This is a genomic window from Gordonia rubripertincta, assembly GCF_038024875.1.
Classification (GTDB): Bacteria; Actinomycetota; Actinomycetes; order Mycobacteriales; family Mycobacteriaceae; genus Gordonia; species Gordonia rubripertincta.
This window is the reverse complement of sequence record NZ_CP136136.1, coordinates 1,805,752-1,825,428: the sequence shown is the minus strand read 5'-3', so window position 1 is coordinate 1,825,428 and position 19,677 is coordinate 1,805,752. Positions and strand designations below refer to the sequence as shown.

The 19,677-nt window shown below is 65.8% G+C and carries 21 protein-coding genes and 1 tRNA gene; 9 read left to right on the top strand and 13 right to left on the bottom strand.

The window, feature by feature from the left end:
• Nucleotides 1-57: 57 nt before the first annotated feature.
• Together RVF83_RS08240 and RVF83_RS08230 are read right to left on the bottom strand one after the other, a co-directional pair.
• Nucleotides 58-537, bottom strand: coding sequence for a hypothetical protein (locus RVF83_RS08240; RefSeq protein ID WP_005198347.1), 480 nt, complete (start codon nt 535-537; stop codon nt 58-60).
• Nucleotides 538-1,897: 1,360 nt separating this feature from the next.
• The gene (locus RVF83_RS08230) at nt 1,898-2,779 is read right to left on the bottom strand and encodes a hypothetical protein (protein WP_005198342.1); all 882 of its coding nucleotides are present in this window, start codon (nt 2,777-2,779) and stop codon (nt 1,898-1,900) included.
• 211 nt (nt 2,780-2,990) lie between these two features.
• Here RVF83_RS08230 and RVF83_RS08225 point away from each other — a divergent pair, with 211 nt between their 5' ends.
• From RVF83_RS08225 to RVF83_RS08200, 6 genes are all read left to right on the top strand, one after another.
• Nucleotides 2,991-3,572 carry a hypothetical protein gene (locus RVF83_RS08225; protein ID WP_005198341.1) on the top strand — a complete coding sequence of 194 codons (582 nt, stop codon included), beginning with the start codon at nt 2,991-2,993 and terminating at the stop codon, nt 3,570-3,572.
• Nucleotides 3,573-3,622: 50 nt separating this feature from the next.
• A complete protein-coding gene (locus RVF83_RS08220) occupies nt 3,623-4,129 on the top strand; it encodes a helix-turn-helix domain-containing protein (RefSeq protein ID WP_005198339.1) in 507 nt (168 codons plus the stop codon).
• A gap of 59 nt (nt 4,130-4,188) precedes the next feature.
• Nucleotides 4,189-4,614 carry a VOC family protein gene (locus RVF83_RS08215; protein ID WP_005198337.1) on the top strand — a complete coding sequence of 142 codons (426 nt, stop codon included), beginning with the start codon at nt 4,189-4,191 and terminating at the stop codon, nt 4,612-4,614.
• 47 nt (nt 4,615-4,661) lie between these two features.
• A complete protein-coding gene (locus RVF83_RS08210) occupies nt 4,662-5,516 on the top strand; it encodes an esterase/lipase family protein (RefSeq protein ID WP_168432690.1) in 855 nt (284 codons plus the stop codon).
• 173 nt (nt 5,517-5,689) lie between these two features.
• A tRNA-Thr gene (locus tag RVF83_RS08205) sits at nt 5,690-5,765 on the top strand.
• 331 nt (nt 5,766-6,096) lie between these two features.
• The gene (locus RVF83_RS08200; RefSeq protein ID WP_005198333.1) at nt 6,097-7,497 is read left to right on the top strand and encodes a hypothetical protein; all 1,401 of its coding nucleotides are present in this window, start codon (nt 6,097-6,099) and stop codon (nt 7,495-7,497) included.
• 22 nt (nt 7,498-7,519) lie between these two features.
• Here RVF83_RS08200 and RVF83_RS08195 read toward each other — a convergent pair whose 3' ends face one another.
• The 3 genes from RVF83_RS08195 to RVF83_RS08185 all read right to left on the bottom strand — a co-directional run bounded on the left by RVF83_RS08195 (nt 7,520) and on the right by RVF83_RS08185 (nt 9,719).
• A complete protein-coding gene (locus RVF83_RS08195; protein ID WP_005198331.1) occupies nt 7,520-8,128 on the bottom strand; it encodes a hypothetical protein in 609 nt (202 codons plus the stop codon).
• A gap of 209 nt (nt 8,129-8,337) precedes the next feature.
• On the bottom strand, nt 8,338-8,904 hold the full coding sequence (locus RVF83_RS08190) for a hypothetical protein (RefSeq protein ID WP_005198329.1): 567 nt from the start codon (nt 8,902-8,904) through the stop codon (nt 8,338-8,340).
• A gap of 242 nt (nt 8,905-9,146) precedes the next feature.
• A complete protein-coding gene (locus RVF83_RS08185) occupies nt 9,147-9,719 on the bottom strand; it encodes a TetR/AcrR family transcriptional regulator (protein WP_005198328.1) in 573 nt (190 codons plus the stop codon).
• Nucleotides 9,720-9,863: 144 nt separating this feature from the next.
• Here RVF83_RS08185 and RVF83_RS08180 point away from each other — a divergent pair, with 144 nt between their 5' ends.
• Nucleotides 9,864-10,706 carry an alpha/beta fold hydrolase gene (locus RVF83_RS08180; RefSeq protein WP_039880400.1) on the top strand — a complete coding sequence of 281 codons (843 nt, stop codon included), beginning with the start codon at nt 9,864-9,866 and terminating at the stop codon, nt 10,704-10,706.
• 69 nt (nt 10,707-10,775) lie between these two features.
• Here RVF83_RS08180 and RVF83_RS08175 read toward each other — a convergent pair whose 3' ends face one another.
• From RVF83_RS08175 to RVF83_RS08150, 6 genes are all read right to left on the bottom strand, one after another.
• Nucleotides 10,776-10,952 carry a hypothetical protein gene (locus RVF83_RS08175; RefSeq protein ID WP_005198324.1) on the bottom strand — a complete coding sequence of 59 codons (177 nt, stop codon included), beginning with the start codon at nt 10,950-10,952 and terminating at the stop codon, nt 10,776-10,778.
• A gap of 60 nt (nt 10,953-11,012) precedes the next feature.
• Nucleotides 11,013-12,074 (bottom strand): ABC transporter substrate-binding protein, encoded by a 1,062-nt coding sequence (locus RVF83_RS08170; RefSeq protein WP_005198323.1) that lies wholly within the window; start codon nt 12,072-12,074, stop codon nt 11,013-11,015.
• Between the two features lie 51 nt (nt 12,075-12,125).
• On the bottom strand, nt 12,126-12,959 hold the full coding sequence (locus tag RVF83_RS08165) for an ABC transporter permease (RefSeq protein WP_005198321.1): 834 nt from the start codon (nt 12,957-12,959) through the stop codon (nt 12,126-12,128).
• Nucleotides 12,956-13,729, bottom strand: coding sequence for an ABC transporter permease (locus tag RVF83_RS08160; RefSeq protein WP_005198320.1), 774 nt, complete (start codon nt 13,727-13,729; stop codon nt 12,956-12,958). Before RVF83_RS08160 ends, RVF83_RS08165 begins: the two co-directional genes overlap by 4 nt.
• Complete coding sequence (locus RVF83_RS08155; RefSeq protein ID WP_005198319.1) at nt 13,722-14,567, bottom strand: ABC transporter ATP-binding protein; 846 nt, start codon at nt 14,565-14,567, stop codon at nt 13,722-13,724. The genes RVF83_RS08160 and RVF83_RS08155 overlap by 8 nt, the downstream gene beginning before the upstream one ends.
• A 64-nt stretch (nt 14,568-14,631) precedes the next feature.
• Entirely contained in the window at nt 14,632-15,159 is a 528-nt protein-coding gene (locus tag RVF83_RS08150) for an SRPBCC family protein (protein ID WP_005198318.1), read from the bottom strand.
• A 128-nt stretch (nt 15,160-15,287) separates the two neighbouring features.
• On the opposite strand from RVF83_RS08150, the gene RVF83_RS08145 reads away from it, so the two are divergent.
• Nucleotides 15,288-16,379, top strand: coding sequence for an IS630 family transposase (locus RVF83_RS08145; protein WP_341262013.1), 1,092 nt, complete (start codon nt 15,288-15,290; stop codon nt 16,377-16,379).
• On the opposite strand, the gene RVF83_RS08140 is transcribed toward RVF83_RS08145, so the two are convergent.
• The gene (locus tag RVF83_RS08140) at nt 16,368-16,658 is read right to left on the bottom strand and encodes a metalloregulator ArsR/SmtB family transcription factor (RefSeq protein WP_312029656.1); all 291 of its coding nucleotides are present in this window, start codon (nt 16,656-16,658) and stop codon (nt 16,368-16,370) included. The genes RVF83_RS08145 and RVF83_RS08140 overlap by 12 nt on opposite strands.
• A 67-nt stretch (nt 16,659-16,725) precedes the next feature.
• Nucleotides 16,726-18,012 (bottom strand): DNA polymerase III subunit delta', encoded by a 1,287-nt coding sequence (locus tag RVF83_RS08135; protein WP_005201065.1) that lies wholly within the window; start codon nt 18,010-18,012, stop codon nt 16,726-16,728.
• A gap of 115 nt (nt 18,013-18,127) precedes the next feature.
• On the opposite strand from RVF83_RS08135, the gene RVF83_RS08130 reads away from it, so the two are divergent.
• Entirely contained in the window at nt 18,128-19,645 is a 1,518-nt protein-coding gene (locus tag RVF83_RS08130) for an adenylate/guanylate cyclase domain-containing protein (protein WP_119033584.1), read from the top strand.
• Nucleotides 19,646-19,677 lie beyond the last annotated feature (32 nt).

Here is a 19,677-nt window from a genome sequence, read left to right as displayed (position 1 = left end):
CGCCCGCCGGGCCATTCGGCGCGTGTCCACGAACAGTGAACGGCACCACGGGAAGAGTCAGGGAACCAGCATGTAGATCGTCGCCCCATAACCGGCGGGCACCCGAACCTGACTATTAGGCGAGAAACCGCCGAACCCAAGACTGACGGGACCGGATCCCGTGGCAATCTCCCAGACCTTTTTCTCCCCTGGCCTCGGCCCGAACGTTCCGCTTACCCACTTTTCAAGGTTGTACCCACGCACGCTGGTAAAGAAATTCCCGAAGAGTACGCGACACTTGGGATTTCGTTTCCATCCGGCACCGTCTCCGGTAAAGCCGTGCGATCGCGCCGTCACCCGCACAACTCCACGCTTCTTCGCTGGTGCATCCACCGTCACATTGATCGCACCGCGACACGAGGCATGGTCACCGAACGTTCCGAAGTTGTACCCGGTCGGCGAGACTTGTGGAACCGGTGCGGCCGAGGCCGTCCCAACACCAACCAGACCCATCGCCGCCGCAATAACCCCGGCAAGCGCCACTAGTAACTTCTTCATCGATCTCCCTTCGACCGCCCTTCACGGGCGCGTTGAACGTGTCTTCCTCGCTTGCAATTTCATTCAGTGCGGACAACACGGTTGCGACCTGGTCGAGTAGCTTTACGCGAAACGGAGCAACTATTACCTGGACAGTTCCCCGGGCCAGAGAACTTCACTCCCCGGAATGGTCTTCTTCAGGTTGTCCGACTGCGCCCTAGTCCAGTCCCGAACGGACTTCTCAGCATGCGGACCGAACACGGCATACGGCGAGCGAGCCTGCTGACCGGACCACTTGTGGACCGAAGACCCGACCTTGACGTCCACATCTCCACGGTTGTTCACGACGTAATCGACTGCCGGCAGACCTGAACGACGAGCGTCCTCCGCCGATAGGTGGAATTCGAACTGGTTCAAGCCGCCGTTCTCCGGCAACGCGTGTCGGGGGCTGTCGTTCTTCCATGGTTCATCCGGATTAGCCCCGGGGTCGCCTGCACCGAGTGAGTACGCAAGCAGACCGCCTGCGGTGCCACCAATTGCGAATCCAAGTGCAGCTCCGGCCACGCCAACACCGACGCCTCCGATCGCAGCACCGGCTCCGGCCCCAATCGCCGCGCCCGGACCACCCCAAGATGTGGTAAGGAGGCAAGGACCCGACGATCGCACCGGCGACGGCACCGACCCCGGCCCCACCAACAGCACCAACCACCGCCGACGGAATACCCAGCGCAACAGCACCAGCCGTTCCACCGGCCATCACACCGATGATCGTGGCAGCAGCACGACGACTCGCCTCGTCCTCCGGCACACCCACCGAGATCAAACCCTGAGCGATCTTCGCCTCGCCATACGCCGACCACGCATTGATCGAGTTGACGTCCTTCTTCGACAAGCCCTTCGGGATGTCGGTGACGAAGTTACCCACACGGATCTTGTCCGGCGGCGGCGCGATCGGACGCACCGGCGGAGTGACCCGCGGCCCAACAGGATTGGTGATCGCCGGCGAGTACGGCTGCTGGTAACTCTGCGACAGCGACTGGTCGTACGGCTGGTACGGAGCCTCGACCGGCGGACCCGGAATCGAACCCGGACCCGGGACGACGACCGGTTGGACCACTGCATCGCCCGGAGCCGGGGCACCCGGCGCAACATCCGACGGACTCGTACCCCCTGACCCGGCACCGAATCCGACGGATCGGTGCCACCCTGCTCCGGGACAGCGAACGCCGCACCCGCACCAGCAGTGATCGACACTGCCACAACAGCAGACGTCACCGACAACAACGGACCACTCGGGGTCCGACGTTTACGATGCCGACCTCGGCTCTGGGTCACCTCGGGACTACCTTTCTGCGCCATCCGAATGGCTTTCTGTCTGAACTCATTCGACGGACTTGATGGACTGGATGAAGGTCTGGCCGCCTGTCGTGGACGTGCGGATGACCTGGCGATAGGTGATGGGCGCCGCGTCGGGCTGCAACTCGGTGAGCACCACCGAGTACTTGCCGGGCGCCCGTTCGGTGATCTTCAGACAGTGCCGCGTGCCGATGGGGCGCTGATCGATGTACTGCTGCATCACGTACTCGGAGGCGACGGCACCCGGGGCCGCCACTGCGCGTGCGGCTTTCGCCGAGCGCAGCACGTAGTAGGCGTGGTTGAACGCGCGGATCGCGCCCGGACCGGACTCCTGGTCGCCCTTCTCGTCGTCGTTCGACACAGTGGTCCCCGAACCGATGGGACGCGGCGCGCAGGCCGGGTGACGGACGACGCCCGACGTCGACGGCGCCTCGGTCGGTGTAGTGGACTCCGTGGTTTCTGCGGCAACCACCGGACTGTCCGAACCACCACCGGCAAAGGTGACAGCGAGGAGCACTGTGGCCACAATCGCAAGAATTGCGGCTGCCGCACCCGCGATCCGCGGTCCCGAACCAAGGAATCGTCGCCAGCCGGGAGCCCTGCCGGACACGGCCTTCCGCTTTGCGCGGACCGACGCCTCGGCCTCGGCGAGGAAGGAATCGAGATCGGACGACGGCTTCGCCGGAACCCCGGCGACCGGGGTATCGAACCTCGGCGTCGGCAGCTCTCCTGGCAGGACCGGAACGTCGAGCACCGCCACAGCGGCGCCATCGACATTGTTCGCAACCGCGTCGACGGATCGAAATCGCGCTAGGTGAGCAGCCAATTCGACTGCCGGCGTGGCGCCCGACGACGGCCACGCGGGAACGTCGGGGAACCACAGCGACTGCGGACGCGAAAGCACCATGAGACCCCCTCCCCCCGGCTGGTGATCGTCGTCAGCTGTGCATACGACGACACGACACCAAAAGGAAGATCCCCCGGGCGCCGGCACTGCCGTCGCTGATCTCGGGTCACCCTACAACAGCTCTCAGCAACATCTCAGACGTGCTCCACAAGCACCGCACCCGGTTCTGGACTGTCTGCGCGACCTCGGCGCCGTCGCTACGGTCGAAGATGTGCTTCTCACAGCTGCAGTGGCGCGCGGGGTCGCCGACGGTTCCGTCGACCTCGCCTACCGACGTTGGGGACATCCCCGCATCCGACCCGGGTCGAGCTTCATCGCACTCACGCACGTCATCGAGGTGACGTCCATGGAACGCGTCGATCCCGCAAAGATCACCGCGAAGGAGGCGCGACGGGCCGGTTACGACAGCGCCGACGAACTACGTGCGACGCTGTGCGTCAACACCCACAACCCGACCTACCGGATCGGACTCCGATGTATCGGCCAGGACCCGCGGATCGCACTACGGGCCGATGACGACCTCTCCGACGACGACGTCGCCGACATTCGTTCACGGCTCGACCGGATGGACGCCCGATCCAAGAACGGCCACTGGACGCGCCACACACTCGAGATCATCGGCCGCCGGCCCGGCGTCGTATCCACCGACCTCGCAGCCGAACTCGGCAGGGACCGAGCCGGTTTCAAGAACGACGTCACCAAGTTGAAGAAACTGGGACTGACCGAGAGCCTCGAGGTCGGTTACGCACTCTCGCCGCGTGGCGTCGAGTTCCTCCACCGCGACCGCGGTTAGCCCACCCCGAACGGGGCGCGCGCTGGTCGCGAGCTCCGCATAATCAGTCCATGCACGGCACACATCCTGCGCGCCACCTCCTGCGTGCCAAGGATCTCGCCGACGTCCGGTTCGCCGAACCGCTGACCGTCGACGACATGGCGGCTGCGGCGAAGCTGTCCCGCGCACACTTCTCGCGTGCGTTCACCGCCGCATTCGGACAGTCCCCGCACTCCTATCTGCAGACACGTCGACTCGAACGGGCCGCCGCGATGCTGCGCGGGACGGATCGCACCGTCGCCGACATCTGCATGGCGGTGGGATTGTCGAGCGTCGGGTCGTTCACCGCGAGCTTCGCCCGCGCCTTCGGCAAGACCCCGACGGCGTACCGGGATTCGTTCCCGCCCGCCGCGACGTACGCGCACGTCCCCGCATGCGTGCTCCGGGTCTATTCCCGGCCGGGACCGGCCAGCCGTGTCGACCGATCCACGTCGGGCGTCGCACCGACCGAGAACCCTGTTCAGGCCTCCGCGAAGACAGCACATGGGAAGAAGACCGCCACACCTGTACGCGCGTAGCTTTGGTCCCACCGGAGGGGAATCCCACCCCGGTCAGACCGATTCAAAAGGTGGACAACATGATTCGCATAGCGAGCGCACAGTTGTGGGTACATGACCAGGACGAGGCCCTGGACTTCTGGACGACGAAGGTCGGGATGGAGGTTCGCTCGGACGTCTCCCTGCTGGAGATGGGCGGGTTCCGCTGGCTCACCGTCGGACCGCCCGGACAGGACGACGTGTCCATCGTGCTGATGGACATCCCCGGCCCACCCGCCTTCGAGGCCGAGATCTCCGGCGAGATCCACAGCCTGATGTCCAAGGGGTTCGCGGGAACGGTCTTCCTCACCACCGACGACTGCAGAGGGGACTTCGAGGCCTTGTCCGCCCGCGGCGTCGAGTTCACCGAGGAGCCCGAAGAACGTCCGTACGGAATCGACGCAGGCTTTCGCGACCCGTCGGGCAACAGCATCCGCCTGACCCAGATGGCGGAGATCTTGGCGTAGGAGCGAGACCGCCTGTCGCGCTGGCGGTCATGGGCGACAATGCTGTTATGAACCGTCTCCGATCAGGTCTCGCCGCCGCTGCGACCGCGCTCGCCGCGGCCTGCGTGCTGCTGGCCCCGGGTACCGCGCAGGCCGCGCCCTTCCCCGTCACGACCGACGCCAACACGGCGATCGCCGAGCACTACCTGAGCCCGGCCGGCGAGTCACCGGCCGGCAGCAACCGGTTCAGCTGCAAGGATCGGCAAGGACGCGACCCGATCGTCCTGCTGCACGCCACAGCCATGAACCAGAGCGCCAACTGGGCGTACCTCGCACCGACTCTCGTCAACGCCGGCTACTGCGTCTTCAGCCTCACCTACGGCCAGGCCTCCTGGAGCGGTAACACCGGCGGCCTCGGCAACAAGGAACGGTCCGCGGCGCAGCAGGTCGCACCGTTCATCGACAAGGTCCTCGCCGCCACCGGCGCCGCCAAGGTCGACCTCATCGGCCACAGCCAGGGCGGAGCGATCGCCCAGCTGGTGACACAGCTCCCCGGCCGCGCCACACAGGTCGACACCCTCATCTCCCTGTCTGCGTCACACCGGGGAACCTCGCGCGTCGGCTCGATCACCGACCGACTCCCGGCCCGGGCTCCCGGCCAGAGCTACTGGGGTCCTCGGCACCCGTCGATCGAGTACGTCAACCTCGCGACCCGCTACGACGAGATCTCCACCCCGTACACGAACACCCTCATGACGCCCGGCCCGAACGTCGTCAACACGCTGATCCAGGACGTGTGCCCGGCGTCGAAGATCGGTCACGTCGGCATGGCCTACTCCCCGACCGTCGCCGCGCTCGTCCGCAACACCCTCGACCCCGCCCATCGGGTGCCGGTGGGCTGCGGCCCCGACTACCCGCTCTGAGCCCCGAGTGCCCGTCAGAAGCGCCAGGTCACGCAGGGTTGGCGAGCTACAAGCAGCGCACCTGGGCTCGCGACGCGGTCCTGCACGGCGGCACGTCGAGGCACACGAGTGGAGCCGGTTTTTGTTGCGGGCGGCGGACTCGCTAGACTCGTCTGCGCTGCCTCGCGTAGCACGCCGCCCTAGCTCAGTCGGTAGAGCAATTCACTCGTAATGAATAGGTCAGGGGTTCGATTCCCCTGGGCGGCTCCACCAGGATCGTGCGATCCAAGATCCGCACGGCGTTCCGCGATTCCCCGGGATTCAGCGCCGGCCTTCTTCATCCACCAGTGAATCGCTCACACGAGCCCCCTTAGCCGCGCTAAGACAATTGCGTGCCAGGATTGTCGGTGTTAATCCGTTCGGATGACACCTCCCGAGCCCCCTGCTCCTTAGACTCCATGCGACTGTAGGAGGTCAATTGGGGGCACGTCGGCGACGACAGCACCGGTCTCGACCGGCGCGTCCGGCCACATCTTCTCGGAGACCATCGCGCGCAACAGCCACTTCGTTGGCGCTCAGCGCGTTGTCTCTCGGTACCGTCGTGCCGATCGCCGTAGCGTCGACGAACGTCACCGCCGTCGTCGAATCCCTCATCGAGCGCGAAATCGTGCGGGAAGCCACGCAGCACGACAACACCAGCGACATCTTCACCGACGACCTGCCCGACGGCGCGATCATGGTCGTCACCCCAGGGACCAACGACACCACGCTGATCCCGCGTAACCTTCCGTACGTCGGCAAGCGGCAGACCCTGATCGTGAACTACGCCGAGTCCTTCGGACCCGTCATCGCCGGCCGCTCGAACACGCTCGCACCGTTCTCGCCGGGCTACGACGAGTCCAAAGAGCATGCGATGAACCAGAACCTGGCTGTGATGGCCGCGTTCGCCGACATGGGTGAGGATCGCCCGTTCGTCGTCTACACCGGCTATTCGCAGGGCGCCGACGCACTCGGCGACGCCGCCGAGGATCCCCGGGCCTACGACAACGACTTCCTCGTCCCGGGCAAGGACATGGTCGTCCTGGTGTCCGACCCGCGGAGCCCCTGGGGCATCAAGGCCTGGCTCGACACCGTGCCCTTCCTGAAGCCGTTCGTCGCGGTGGCCGGGATCGACGCCGACGGCGCCCGCGATCCGGAAGCCAGCGGCAAGATCAGGGTCGTGTCGGTGATCGTCGTCGGCGACCCGGTCAGCAACTTCCAGTGGGTGGCGTACCGGCCCGTCTCGTCGCTCGTCGTCAATGCGGCCGGGTTCCTCACCATCCACTCTGGCAATGGACCGCACACCTACGGTGACGTCGAACGTCTGGGTGACCCGACCGAATACACCAGCGGGAACACCACATACCTCGTGTATGACGCGGCGCATCCCCTGGCACTACTGGTGGCAGCCGTTTACGACACCCTCGGGATCACCTACGACAAGGACGATCTCGCCCGCTGGGACGCGCTCGCCGAGGCCTACTACCCGACCCAGGCGCCGAACCCCGACACCGCAGCGGTGCCGGTCACGGCCGCGGAGGTCAAGCAGGACCAGTCCGGCGACGGATACACCGTGACCGTGCCGTCCGAAGTCGCGACCGGCGCCGAGAGGCCGGAAGGTCCGCCCGAAACGCGGGGGATCGTCCCCGTCGGCGCGGTGCCATCGGCGGTCGACGACGTCCCCACGGACGACCGCGAACCGGCAGTCGATCGCGGCGAGGGTGAACCCGGCTCCGGCGCCGCCGGCGACCGTCCCGACGGTTCCGAGAAGCCGGATTCCGAGGGCTCGGGTTCGGGTTCGGGTTCGGAGAAACCGGACTCCGGCGACAGCGGATCCCGAGATACCGACTCGGCGACCGGCGACGACGACTCATCGAGTAGTAGCGCCGGCGATCGAGAGAGTTCCGACTCTTCCGAAACCGGTTCGGCCGGTGGGGATTCGACGGGCCGCGAGACCGCCTGAACCCCCACCGACCGAGGGCTGGCTAGGAGGAGCCGAACAGGCCGCTGAGGCTGCCGTTGCCCGAGTTCCCTCCGCCGTTATCGCCACCGCCGCTATCGCCACCGCCGTTGTCACCACCGCCGTTATCGGCCGGTTTGCCGGTGCCGGTGACCTTGTACACCTGTGCGAGGCCGTTGATCGTCAGGCCGGTGACCGGATCAGGCGTCGTGCATTCCTGGTAGATCGCGTACGACGTGTCGGCCCGGTTCGAGACCCAGGTGCCGGTCGCCGACGAGTCCTTGGCGACGGACTGGCCGGACCACACGATTTTCAGTGCCCCGTCGGCCGCGTCGGCCCGGGCATTGTCGAGCACCTGAGACTCGATACCGGAGGCGAGGATCGCGTTGACGGCAGCCACACGCAGACCGAGCTGGGTCTCCTTGCTCGCGTCATGTACGGACAGCCAGCACGTTGCCGTCTTCGACGTCTCATTGCCCACATTCACAGTCAGTGTGCCGTTGGTGAGCGACTGGGTGTGCGGGTACGACGACGGCGACAGCAGCGCCGCCGACGCCTCTCCGCTTCCGGTGAATGCCACCGCGGCGCCGGCCGCCATTCCGATTCCCGTCAGTGCCACGCGTGAAAACCGCATCTGATCCCTTTCCTACGCATGATTCATTGCCCCACAACATGTGTCGTCGGGTGAGCCCGACGAATCGACGACGTCGGGGGGATTGATTGTTCTGATAGCTGCGGGCACGACGACGTGCCCAGAGCATCGACATGACCGGCGCGAGAGTTACCACGCCGAATCGACGGTGGAGCCGACGAGCCGCGCCCGCCTCCCCACCGACCGGGGAACTATCCGAGCAGACCGCCGAACAGCCCGCCTAGGCTGCCGTTGCCCGAGTCATCAGGCGAGTCAGGGGACTTGCCGGTTCCGTTCACGAGGTAGACCTGTGCGACACCGTTGTAGGTCAGTCCCAGGAGCGGGTCAGGCGACGTGCACTCCTGGTAGATCGCGTACGACGTGTCGGTCCGACCGGACTTCCATGTCGCGGTGGCCGTACCGTCCTTCAGGATCGACTTGTTGGTCCACACGATCTTGAGCGCGCCGGCCGCCGCATCCTGGCGTGCCTCCGCGAGCGTATCGCTCTCCAGGCCGAAGCCGAGGAGCACATTGACGGCGGCAGCGCGCCCCTCGAGCTGCGACTTCTTAGATGCATCGTGGACGGAGAGCTGGCACTTCGTCGTCTTCGACGTCCCGTTGGTCACCTTCACGGTCACCGTCCCGTCGCTGAGGGACTGGGTGTGAGGAAAATACGACGGGAGAAGCGCCGCCGCCGACGCCCCTCCCGACCCGGAGAATGTCATCGCGGCCGCCGCTGCCAGACCGAATCCAGCCGTCGCCATCTTGGTGAATCGCATTGTGCACCTTTCCCAGCCCGAGATCCGTTGTGCGTCAGTCCTCCACAACGCAACACAAGGAATCGATTACGCCGGGACATTAGCAGACCGAATTAGAGATTCGGAACAGGTACGTTTGCCCAGGTCAGAATGATGACTCAATTTTGCTCTCGCGAGATTGATTACTGGGAATGTCTCTAACAATTGGTTCAGATGACCCACTAACAATGCAGTTGACGGCATTCCGTCAAACGAACGACAACCTATCCGAGAGCGTGGTCTATCAAAACCTCGGCAGCGCCACGTGCGTCATCAGCCGCCTGCGCGGTGCCGGCGATCGCCGCGGTCGTTTGCGCCCCCTCCGCCAGAATCGCCAGCTGAGCAGCCAGCTGCGACGGCCCGCCGAGCTCCTCGACCAGGCCGGCCACGTAGTCCTGGAATGCGCACTTCTGCTTGCGCACCGCCTCGGCCACCGACGGCAACTCCCCACCCAACTCGCCGTAGGCGTTGATGAACGCGCACCCCCGGAACTCGTCGGTCCCGAACCATCCGAGCAGGAAGTCGAAGATCGCCAGCAGCTTCGCCCGCGGCGTCGACAGCCCCTCCGCACATTCGGCGACACCGGCATTCCACTGCCGGGTCCGGTCGTCGAGGACCGCGAGGATCAGGGCCTCCTTGGAGGGGAACAGTGAGTAGATCTTCTTGAGCGATACGCCCGCGGCGTCACGAACCCTGTCCATTCCGACCGCATGGACCCCATGAGCGTTGAACAGCTCATCCGCGGCTCGAATGACCTGCTCACGTGGGTCGACCGCGAGGTTCTCAGAAGCTGCCACGACGCACCGTCCTCACTGATTCCCAATTACCCCTTGCGCGGGGAACGACCGTTCTCTAGTGTAGCAACCAGCTGAGAGAACGACCGTTCCCCACAGCTCCGATCAGACCCCCTCGGGTCGCTGCAGAAGAGAGAAGTGATCGCCATGGGTTACATCAACGTCGGCACCGAGAACACCACCGACATCGAGCTGTACTACGAGGACCACGGGACCGGTCAACCGGTCGTGCTGATCCACGGCTACCCGCTCGACGGCAACAGTTGGGAGTTGCAGGCTCGCGAGCTGGTCGACGCCGGCTACCGGGTCATCACCTACGACCGTCGGGGTTTCGGCAAGTCCAGCAAGGTCGGCACCGGATACCACTACGACACCTTCGCCGCCGACCTGAACACCGTGCTCGAGACCCTGGACCTGCGCGACGTCATCCTGGTCGGATTCTCGATGGGCACGGGCGAACTCGCACGCTACGCCGGGAAGTACGGCACCAAGCGGATCGCCAAGTTCGCGTTCCTCGCATCGCTCGAGCCGTTCCTGGTGAAGACCGACGACAATCCCGAGGGCGTCGACGCCGCGGTCTTCGACGGCATCGCACAGGCCGCCAAGGATAACCGCTACGCCTGGTACACGCAGTTCTACAAGGATTTCTACAACCTCGACGACACCCTCGGTACCCGCATCACCCAGGAGGTCGTCGACGCCAACTGGATCACCGCTGTCGGCAGCGCACCGGTCGCGGCCTACGCCGTCGTCCCGACCTGGATCGAGGACTTCCGCTCCGACGTCGCCGCAGTTCGCGATTCGGGGAAACCGACGCTGATCCTGCACGGTGCCGCCGACAACATCCTGCCGATCGACGCCACCGGCCGCCGTTTCCGCGATGCCGTCCCGGAGGCCGAGTACGTCGAGATCGAGGGCGCGCCCCACGGCCTGCTGTGGACGCACTCCGCCGAGGTCAACGAGGCGCTGCTGGGTTTCGTCAAGAAGTGAGCGCACGCGCAGGACGCACGACGGCCGCCGAGCGGGAGATCCCACCCGGCGGCCGTTGTTGCGACGTGTCTACTTGGTCGACTCGCCCTCGGCTTCGTCGACGGTGGCGTCGTCCGACGATTCCACGTCCTCGTCATCAGCCAGCGGGTCGTACCCCGGGACTCCTTCGAGCACGGTCAGCTCCTGGTCAATGGCAGCCGAGACGGCCCTGGCCTCTTCCTTGATCTTGCGGATGAAGTCCGACATCGCCTGCTCCCTTGCTCATCGGCTGCACGGCCACCGACCGTGCACCAATGATAGGGCGGGTCACCTCTTCAGGTCGGGGTTCTCCTCGTAGACCTCCTTGATGAGCGACATGTCGAAGATCTGCTCGGCCTCGAGGGCGAAGCCGCCCTTGGCCAGGGCTTCGATGTTCATCGCGATCAGTTCGTCGGTCATCGTGAGCAGGCCGTTGGCCTTGGTGTCCTCGGAGACGACGAGCGTGTTCTGCGCGATGGCCTCCTTCGTCTGCTCGGCCTCGTCGAGGCCCAGGTCCTTGCCGTACTTGGTCACGGCGAGGCGCGCGGACCCCGCCGGGTCGGCCACCGCGTCGTACCAGCCCTTGATGTCCGCCTTGAGGAAGGCCTTCACCTTGTCGCGCTCGTTGTCGATGGTGTCCTGCCGGACGACGAGGGTCTCGGCGACGAGCGGCAGGTTGAAGTCGGCGAACAAGAAGTTGACATTCGGGAAGCCGCTCTCCTCCAAGGTGATCGGCTCGTTGGTCATATAGCTGACCCAGCCGTCGACCTCGCCGTTCTTCAGCGGCGTCGGGTCGTACTGGACAGTGATCTTCTGGATGTCGGCCTCGGTCATGTTGTTGGCCGTGAGCAGCGCCTGGAAGACGTTCTCGTTGGTCGCCTGGACGCCGATCTTGCGGCCCTTCATGTCCTCTGGGCTGAGAATGGGCTTGTCGGCCGACGACACGATGCAGAACGGGTTGCGCTGGAACGTCGCGGCAACGGTCATCAGCTTGGCTCCCTGCAGGATGACCGGTGCGGTCAGCTGCGGCGAGGACATGCCGATCCACACCTTGTTCGACGTCAGACCGTTCTCGACGCCGGTACCCGCACCACCACCGGTGATCAGTTCGGGCGTGCCGAGACCTTCCTCCTCGAAGTAGCCGTTCTCGATGGCGAAGTACTCACCGGCGAACTCGATGTTCTTCTGCCACGACAGCTGCACCTTCGGGTTGGTCGAGGCCGTTCCCCCGCTCGCGGAGCCACCGGAACTGCACGCCGACAACGCGCCGGTCAGGCCGAGGGCACCGGCAGCTGCGCCACCCATCATCGAATAGCGGAGGAACGATCGACGGTCGAAGGAGTTGGCCATGTGAGAATTACCTTTCGCCAGAAGCAGATCGGGTCGTGCGTGCGCTCGACCTCAGTTGTGCTGCATTCCCATCTGTGACAGGACGACAGTCTCGATGACACCCACCACTGCGTAGATGACGATCGAAGCCACGGTGATGACGAGGACCGAGGCCCACAGCTCGTCATAGGCCGCCGCGGGCAGGGCCCGCTGAAGCGACGCACCGAGGCCTTTGTTGGTCCCCAACCACTCGGCGACGGTCGCGCCGATGAGCGCACCCGGCACCGAAACCTTGGCCGCGCTGAACAGCGACGGCACCGCCGACGGAATCGCGGAGCAGCGCAACGCCGTCCAGCGTCCCCCGCCGTACACACTGATCACATCGGTGATCTGTCGCGGCGCATTCGACAGCCCGGTCATGATCATCACGAGCGCGGGGAAGAACACGACGATCCCGCCCATCACCGCGACCACCGCGACTCCCCGACCGACGATGACGGTGATCAGCGGTGTCATCGCGACCAACGGCACCGACCTGAGGAGCATCGCGATCGGCATGAAGGTCTGTGCCGCCGAACGGGACACGACGAAGATCGCCGCCGTGGCGATCGCCGCGAGCATACCGACGACGAATCCGATTGCCGCGTCCTGCAGCGTGATCCAGAGGTTGCCGAAGATCTCGGCGCGGGCCGCCGGCGCGCCGGCGTCGACGAACAGGTAGTCGAACACGTCGACGGGCGTGCGCCCGATGATCGGGCCGATGTCGGGGAAGGCGAGTAGGAACAGCCACCAGATCACCAGGATCAGCGCGAACGACAGCAGCAGGGAGCCGAGGAAACGTCCTGCCGCCCATAGACCGCCGGTTCCGAGGCCACCCGCTCCGAGAGTCCCCACATCGGTGCTCATCGTCCTGCCGCCGTTCCGTTCGACCAGGCCGTCGCATACTTCGCGATCACCGCGACCACGGCGTAGCCGAGGCCCGCAACCGCCCCACTGATCAGGGCGATTGCCCACACCTGCGGGATGTTGCCGCTCTGTTGGGCGATGATCATCGCCGGTCCGGCACCGGTCTCGGGCATCGCGAGGAACTCGCCGAGCACGGCACCCAGTACGGCCGCGGGAGCAGCGATCTTGATGGCTGCCAGCGTGTTCGGCAGTGCGGCGACGGATCTCACCCGCCACAGTTGCGCGAAGCGGCCGCCGCCGTAGACCTTGACGAGGTCGAGACTGCCGGCATGCGGTGAGCGTAGACCCGACAGCGTCCCGATCATCGTCGTGAAGAACACCGAGATGGCGGCGAGGAAGACGATCATCGTCGTCACCTCGGCGAAAGCCACCTGGATGATCGGCGCGACGGCGATGATCGGCGTGCAGTACGACAGGATCGCGAGCTGGGTCGCGAGGCCCTCGACCGGCGGGAACAGGATCACGATGACGGCCAGCGCGATCGCGAGCCCGTTGCCCCAGAGGAATCCGCGGAGCGCGAGTTCGACTGTCAGCGAGAAGTTGTCGACGTAATAGGTGGACCCGGTCTCGCCGATCTCGGCGAGCACCGCCCACGGCGTCGGGACCGTTCCGCCGAACAACTCCATCGCACCGGTTGCCCACCACACCACGATGAGCCCGGCGATCCCCCCGAGACCGGCCAACCATCGGACCGATCCGAACTCAGCCACTCACGCCCTCCGCAACAGGTTCCGGCGCAACGTCTTCGGCCGGTTTCGCGGTCGCCTGCTTACCGAACAGCAGCCCGGAGAGATGGTCGTGGATCGCATGGAACTCCGGCGTGCGCATCATCTCCGGGACGCGGGGCCGCGGCAGATCGATGGGGACCACCTCCACCACCGTGCCCGGCCGCGGACTCATGACCGCGACCACGTCGGAGAGGAAGACCGCCTCGGCGATACCGTGCGTGACCATCAGCGTGGTCGCCGGTTTCTTGGTCCAGATGCGCAGCAGTTCGACGTTGAGTCGCTGCCGGGTCATGTCGTCGAGGGCGCCGAACGGTTCGTCGAGCAACAGGGCGGTCGGTTTCACCACCAGAGCGCGCGCGATCGAAACACGTTGCCGCATACCGCCGGAGAGCATCGCGGGCTTGGACGTCTCGAAGCCCTTGAGGCCGACCAGTTCGATCAGGTCGGCGACGAGGCCGTCGTCGGCCGGCATGCCACCGACCTGCAGCGGCAGCTTGATGTTGGACTCCACCGAACGCCACGGCAGAAGCGCCGAATCCTGGAAGGCGATGCCCAGCTCATGATTTCGCTGGAGGTCCTGCGGCGATTGCCCGTTCATCAGCGCAGTCCCCGAGGTGGCGTCCTCGAGGCCGGCGAGGATGCGCAGCACTGTCGACTTGCCACAGCCCGACGGACCCAGCAACGACAAGAAGGAACCCTCCGACGTGCTCAGCGAGACGTCGGACAACGCGGTCACCGTCGAACTGCCGCGCAGCGAACGAGAGGTGAACGTCTTGGTCAGTCCAGAGATGTTGATCCCCGTACCCAGGGGGCGTGTCATGACCGGAGACGTTAAAGAGGCCGTGTTGCAGCCTGATTACCGTCGCGTAAGAGTCGCGACGTGCTCAGCCGGCGAACATCTGCGCGTAAGGAGCCGACAGCGCCCGATAGTAGGCATCCCAGTCCACCGCGTCGACGCCGCTGCCGGACTCGGCCGCGACGAGCCGGTCGAGGTAGTACTCCCACCCGGGACCGACGTTCTCGGCCATCTCGGGGCGTGAGAGTCCCTGCGCGAACGTGAGGGTGGTCGTACCGTCGGCCTCGGTCAGATCTAGCTCCAGTCGCCACACATCGTCGGCCCCGCCGTCGGGGTCCGGGCTCTTCGATTCGACGACGAGCCGGTTCGGCGGCTCGCATTCCAGAATGGCCATTCGCTCCGCCTCCGCGTCCTCGCCCTCGGCGGTCATCCGGAAGTCGACGTAACCGTGTGTCGGATCCCCATCCCAGATCCCCACCCACCGTTCGAGCCGGGCCGGTTCGGTGATGGCTGCCCACACCGCTGCGACCGGCGCGTCAAAGGTGCGCTCGAGGACCACATAGGCCACCCCGTCGCGGATCTCCCGGCGCCCGGTGGCCGTCACTTCGGCTTTCATCCTGTCTCCTTCTGTTCGCCGGTCTGAATGCTCGGGTCGGCGAACTCCCGCACAGTGCGTCGAACCTCGAGGTCGAGCGCGTCTAGTGTCCTGAGTCATTAATTGTCATTCGGTTGATAGACTGGGGAATGGCAACCCGGGGTCCGCGAGCAGTGGATATTGTTCTGACCGATGACGAGCGCCGTGAGCTCGAAGGGTGGGCGCGTCGGCGAACGACGGCCTCGGGTTTGGCGATGCGATCACGAATCGTTCTCGCCGCCGCTGATGGCGGGTCGAATACCGAAGTGGCACAACGACTCGGCCTCAACCGAGGTACCGTGCGGCGATGGCGAGGCCGGTTCGTCGAGCACCGCTGCGAGGGGTTGCTCGACGAACCCCGGCCCGGGCGACCTCGAACCGTCGACGACGAGCAGATCAAAAACCTGATCACCGCAACTCTCGAGACCACTCCGAAGAATGCGACACACTGGTCGACTCGGTCGATGGCTGAGCATCTCGACATGTCGCAGTCAACTGTTTCGCGTGTATGGAGAGCGTTCGGATTGGCTCCACACAAACAGGATTCGTGGAAGCTGTCGAAAGATCCCATGTTCACCGAGAAGGTCCGCGACGTCGTCGGGCTCTACATGAACCCACCCGAACGTGCCCTGGTGCTCTGCGTTGACGAGAAGACCCAGATCCAAGCGCTCGATCGCACCCAGCCGATCTTTCCCATGCTCCCGGGCACCCCGCAACGGGCCAGCCACGACTACGTGCGCAACGGCACCTCCAGCCTGTACGCGGCGTTGGACATCGCGTCGGGAAAAGTCATCGGTTCGCTTCACTCACGGCATCGCGCAACGGGATTCATCGGATTTCTCCGCAAGATCGACGCCGAGGTACCCGACGAGCTCGACGTCCACCTGGTCATGGACAATGCCTCCACCCACAAGACACCCGCGGTCAAGCGATGGCTGACCGCGCACCCGCGGTTTGTTGTCCACTTCACTCCCACCAGCTCATCCTGGATGAACCTCGTCGAACGCTGGTTCGCCGAACTGACCACCAAGAAACTCCAACGCTCCACCCATCGCACCGTACGAGCACTCAATGCCGACATCAGAGCGTGGATCGAGACCTGGAACGACAACCCCCGCCCCTACGTGTGGGTCAAGACCGCTGACCAGATCCTCGACTCCATCGCCCACTACTGCACACGAATTAATGACTCAGGACACTAGATGATGCTCGCCGAACGGCTGCGTTGCTCCCGACGCCAGTCCGTCCAGCCAGTCGCGTACCGGCGCAAGTCCCCCGGACACGAGTTCGTAGTGCCGTTCACGGCCGTGGTCGACGGCCGCGACGACGCCGGCCTCGCCGAGGACCCGGAGGTGGCGCGAGATCGCCGGGCGGCTGACCGGATGCTCGGCCGCGAGATCGACCACGCGTGCGGGACGCTGCGCGAGACGTTCGACAAGCGCCCGACGGGTCGGGTCGGCGATCGCCTCGAATGCATCCACCCACTATTGGTAACACATCAGTTACCAATAGTGGGTGCTTTGCGAGATTGGGGAGTCCCCGCGATTGCTAGGCGTCGACCTTGCGCTTGAGCGCCAACCCGATCCGGGCGACCATGTCGTCGACCGCAAACTTGGGTTTGACGTTCATGTCCAGCGCCTCGCGGCAGTCGAGGACGGCCTCGACGCACGACAGCAGCTGCTCGGGGCGGGCATAACCGGCCAGGGGGATCGAGATGTCATCTGACTTGTCCGGGTGCATCGCGGTCACCTTCGCCCCGACCCCGACGACGAGCGCGTCGCGGAAGAGAGCGGCGAGGTCGACGAGGGCGCGGTCGAGGACATCGCGACCGACGCGCGTGGCGCGCGACTTCTGACGCTTCTCCAGCTCCTTCAGCGCGCCGGCACTCCCGCGGGGCATCCGGGCGGTCCCCTTGCCGGTACCGCCCGCACCGAGCGCGGTCTTCATCTCCTCCGTCTCGGCCTCGTCGAGTTCGGCACTGATCGCCTTGGCCGCGGTCTCCGCCGACCGCACCAGCTCCTCGGCCGCGGCATACGCCGTCGAATCCCGGGAAGCGGCCCGCGCCAGCGACAGCGCCTTCTCGCGCTGCGAACGGGCGTCGGGATCGGTGGCGAGGCGTCGGGCACGACCGATGTGGCCGCCGCAGACCGACGCCGCCCAGCGGGCCTGCTCGGGGTCGAGGCCGTCGCGTTCGATCAGCACGCGCTCGATGGCCGCGGGTGTCGGCGACACCAGCGCGACGTGGCGGCATCGCGATCGGAGGGTCACCGAGATGTCCTCCGGGTCCACCGAGGGCGCGCAGAGCAGGAACACGGTGCGCGGTGGCGGCTCCTCGACGACCTTCAGCAGCGCGTTCGCGGCCTGTTCGGTGAGGCGGTCGGCATCCTCCACGATGACGATCTGCCAGCGCCCGGTTCCGGGGCGGCGGGCGGCGGCCTGCACGATGTCGCGCATCGCGCCGACCGCCAGGCTCAGGCCCTCGGGCACGACGTGCCGGACGTCGGCGTGGGTCTTGGCCATCACCGTCACACAGGCACGGCACTCGCCGCACCCGACGTTCGCCGACTCGGGCGACTGACACTGCAGCGCAGCCGCGAAACAGGTCGCGGCCACCGAACGGCCGCTTCCGGGCGGTCCGGTGAAGAGCCAGGAATGCGTCATCGACGCGCGTGACCACCCCGCGTCGACGCCCGGGATCTCGTCGTCGGGCACGAACAGGCCTTCGCTGCTGCCGGCATCGAGTTGCTGCGCGAGGACCCGCGCAGCACGCGCCGCCGCACGCAGATCGTCCGCGATCGCCTCTTGGCCGGTCAGCCGATCAAAGACATTGGTCACAACCACACCCTAAACCGCAGTTCGGACACGCCATCGGGGCGGAACCGTGTTTAACGACTGCAAGCAGCCAGCTACCGTAGTCTCCGTGGTGGAACAGCGGTCGCGGTGGTCCAAGGTGCTGCACCTTGGCCGGTGGCTGATTCATACGCCCTGGCCGATCCTCGCCCTCGACATGCTCCGCGCCAACCTCGTCGGCGCACTGTTCACCTTCGCATTCCTCCGTTTCGGGATGCCGCTCCAGGATTCGATCAGCCTCGACGAGATCACCGCACTGAACCAGGTGATCTTCGCGGCTTACCTGTTGATCGCGATGGTCATCGGCGGCTACGCCAGCATCCAGCTCTCGCTACCCGTGCTCGTGTGGCACCGCAGACGCACCCGGCTGGACAACGAGGCCGCCCGACGCCGCGCGCTCGCGCTGCCAACGCTGCTGACCGTCGTCAACGCCGCGCTGTGGGTGGTGGGCGGCACGCTCTTCACGCTGGTCAATCTGACCGTCTCGTCGAAGAACGCCTTCATCGTCGCGATCGCGAGCGCCATCGGTGCGATGGTCACCTGCGCGCTGAGCTACATGCAGGCCGAGAAGGTCATGCGGCCGATCACCGTCGCCGCGATGGCCAACAATCCCGACCACGCGATCGCCCCGAGCGTCACCACCCGCATCACCGCGTTCTGGGTGATCAGCGTCGTCGCGCCGATGGTCGTGATCATCGGCCTCATCGTGCTGCACAGGCTGGGCATCTTCGAAGGCGACTCCACCGGGCTCGAACGCCCGATCCTGTGGATGGCGGTGTCGGCTCTCGCATTCAGCGTCATCGCGATCGTGCGCGTCGTGGCCGCCATCAACGACCCCATCAAGCAGCTTCGTCGCGCCCAGTCGAAGGTCAGTGACGGCGACCTCAACGTCGCGGTGAAGATCTACGACGGCAGCGACCTCGGCCTGCTGCAGGCCGGCTTCAACGACATGGTTGCCGACCTGCGCGAACGACAGGAACTACGCAACTTGTTCGGCCGCTACGTCGGCGAGGACGTCGCACGACGCGCCATCGAGACCGGCACCGAACTCGGCGGCGAGGAACGCTACGTCGGAGTGCTGTTCGTCGACATCGTCGGTTCGACGCGCCTGGCCGTGAACCGTCCGCCGCGCGAGATCGTCGAACTGCTCAACGAGTTCTTCCGCGTGGTCGTGGCCGTCGTCGGACGCCACGGCGGTTTCGTCAACAAGTTCCAGGGTGATGCGGCGCTCGCGATCTTCGGCGCTCCCCTCGACCTCGACGACTTCGCCGGCCGCGCGCTGGCCTCCGCCCGCGAACTGCGCGCCGAGCTGTATCAGACCCTCGGCGACACCGACATCGGCATCGGCGTCTCCGCAGGCAAGGCGATCGCCGGTCACATCGGCGCCGAGCAGCGCCTCGAGTACACCGTCATCGGCGACCCGGTGAACGAGGCCGCCCGCCTCACCGAACTCGCGAAGGACGAGCCCACGCGCGTGCTGGGATCGGCCCGTGCGGTGTTCCTGGCCTCGCATCAGGAGGCCGAGCACTGGGAGATCGGTGAAGGCGTCGAACTCCGCGGACGCGGGATCGAGACGCTCCTGGCCCGCCCGCACATGGCGCCGTACCGCCTGGACTGAGCAGCTCCGGACGCGTTCTCACGAGGGCCTTC

What these genes read in the sequence shown, in the direction of transcription:
- RVF83_RS08240 (WP_005198347.1), bottom strand. Translation starts at nt 537, where the DNA reads ATGAAGAAGTTACTAGTGGCGCTTGCCGGGGTTATTGCGGCGGCGATG.
- RVF83_RS08230 (WP_005198342.1), bottom strand. Translation starts at nt 2,779, where the DNA reads ATGGTGCTTTCGCGTCCGCAGTCGCTGTGGTTCCCCGACGTTCCCGCG.
- RVF83_RS08220 (WP_005198339.1), top strand. Translation starts at nt 3,623, where the DNA reads ATGCACGGCACACATCCTGCGCGCCACCTCCTGCGTGCCAAGGATCTC.
- RVF83_RS08215 (WP_005198337.1), top strand. Translation starts at nt 4,189, where the DNA reads ATGATTCGCATAGCGAGCGCACAGTTGTGGGTACATGACCAGGACGAG.
- RVF83_RS08210 (WP_168432690.1), top strand. Translation starts at nt 4,662, where the DNA reads ATGAACCGTCTCCGATCAGGTCTCGCCGCCGCTGCGACCGCGCTCGCC.
- RVF83_RS08195 (WP_005198331.1), bottom strand. Translation starts at nt 8,128, where the DNA reads ATGCGGTTTTCACGCGTGGCACTGACGGGAATCGGAATGGCGGCCGGC.
- RVF83_RS08190 (WP_005198329.1), bottom strand. Translation starts at nt 8,904, where the DNA reads ATGCGATTCACCAAGATGGCGACGGCTGGATTCGGTCTGGCAGCGGCG.
- RVF83_RS08180 (WP_039880400.1), top strand. Translation starts at nt 9,864, where the DNA reads ATGGGTTACATCAACGTCGGCACCGAGAACACCACCGACATCGAGCTG.
- RVF83_RS08175 (WP_005198324.1), bottom strand. Translation starts at nt 10,952, where the DNA reads ATGTCGGACTTCATCCGCAAGATCAAGGAAGAGGCCAGGGCCGTCTCG.
- RVF83_RS08170 (WP_005198323.1), bottom strand. Translation starts at nt 12,074, where the DNA reads ATGGCCAACTCCTTCGACCGTCGATCGTTCCTCCGCTATTCGATGATG.
- RVF83_RS08165 (WP_005198321.1), bottom strand. Translation starts at nt 12,959, where the DNA reads ATGAGCACCGATGTGGGGACTCTCGGAGCGGGTGGCCTCGGAACCGGC.
- RVF83_RS08155 (WP_005198319.1), bottom strand. Translation starts at nt 14,567, where the DNA reads ATGACACGCCCCCTGGGTACGGGGATCAACATCTCTGGACTGACCAAG.
- RVF83_RS08150 (WP_005198318.1), bottom strand. Translation starts at nt 15,159, where the DNA reads ATGAAAGCCGAAGTGACGGCCACCGGGCGCCGGGAGATCCGCGACGGG.
- RVF83_RS08145 (WP_341262013.1), top strand. Translation starts at nt 15,288, where the DNA reads ATGGCAACCCGGGGTCCGCGAGCAGTGGATATTGTTCTGACCGATGAC.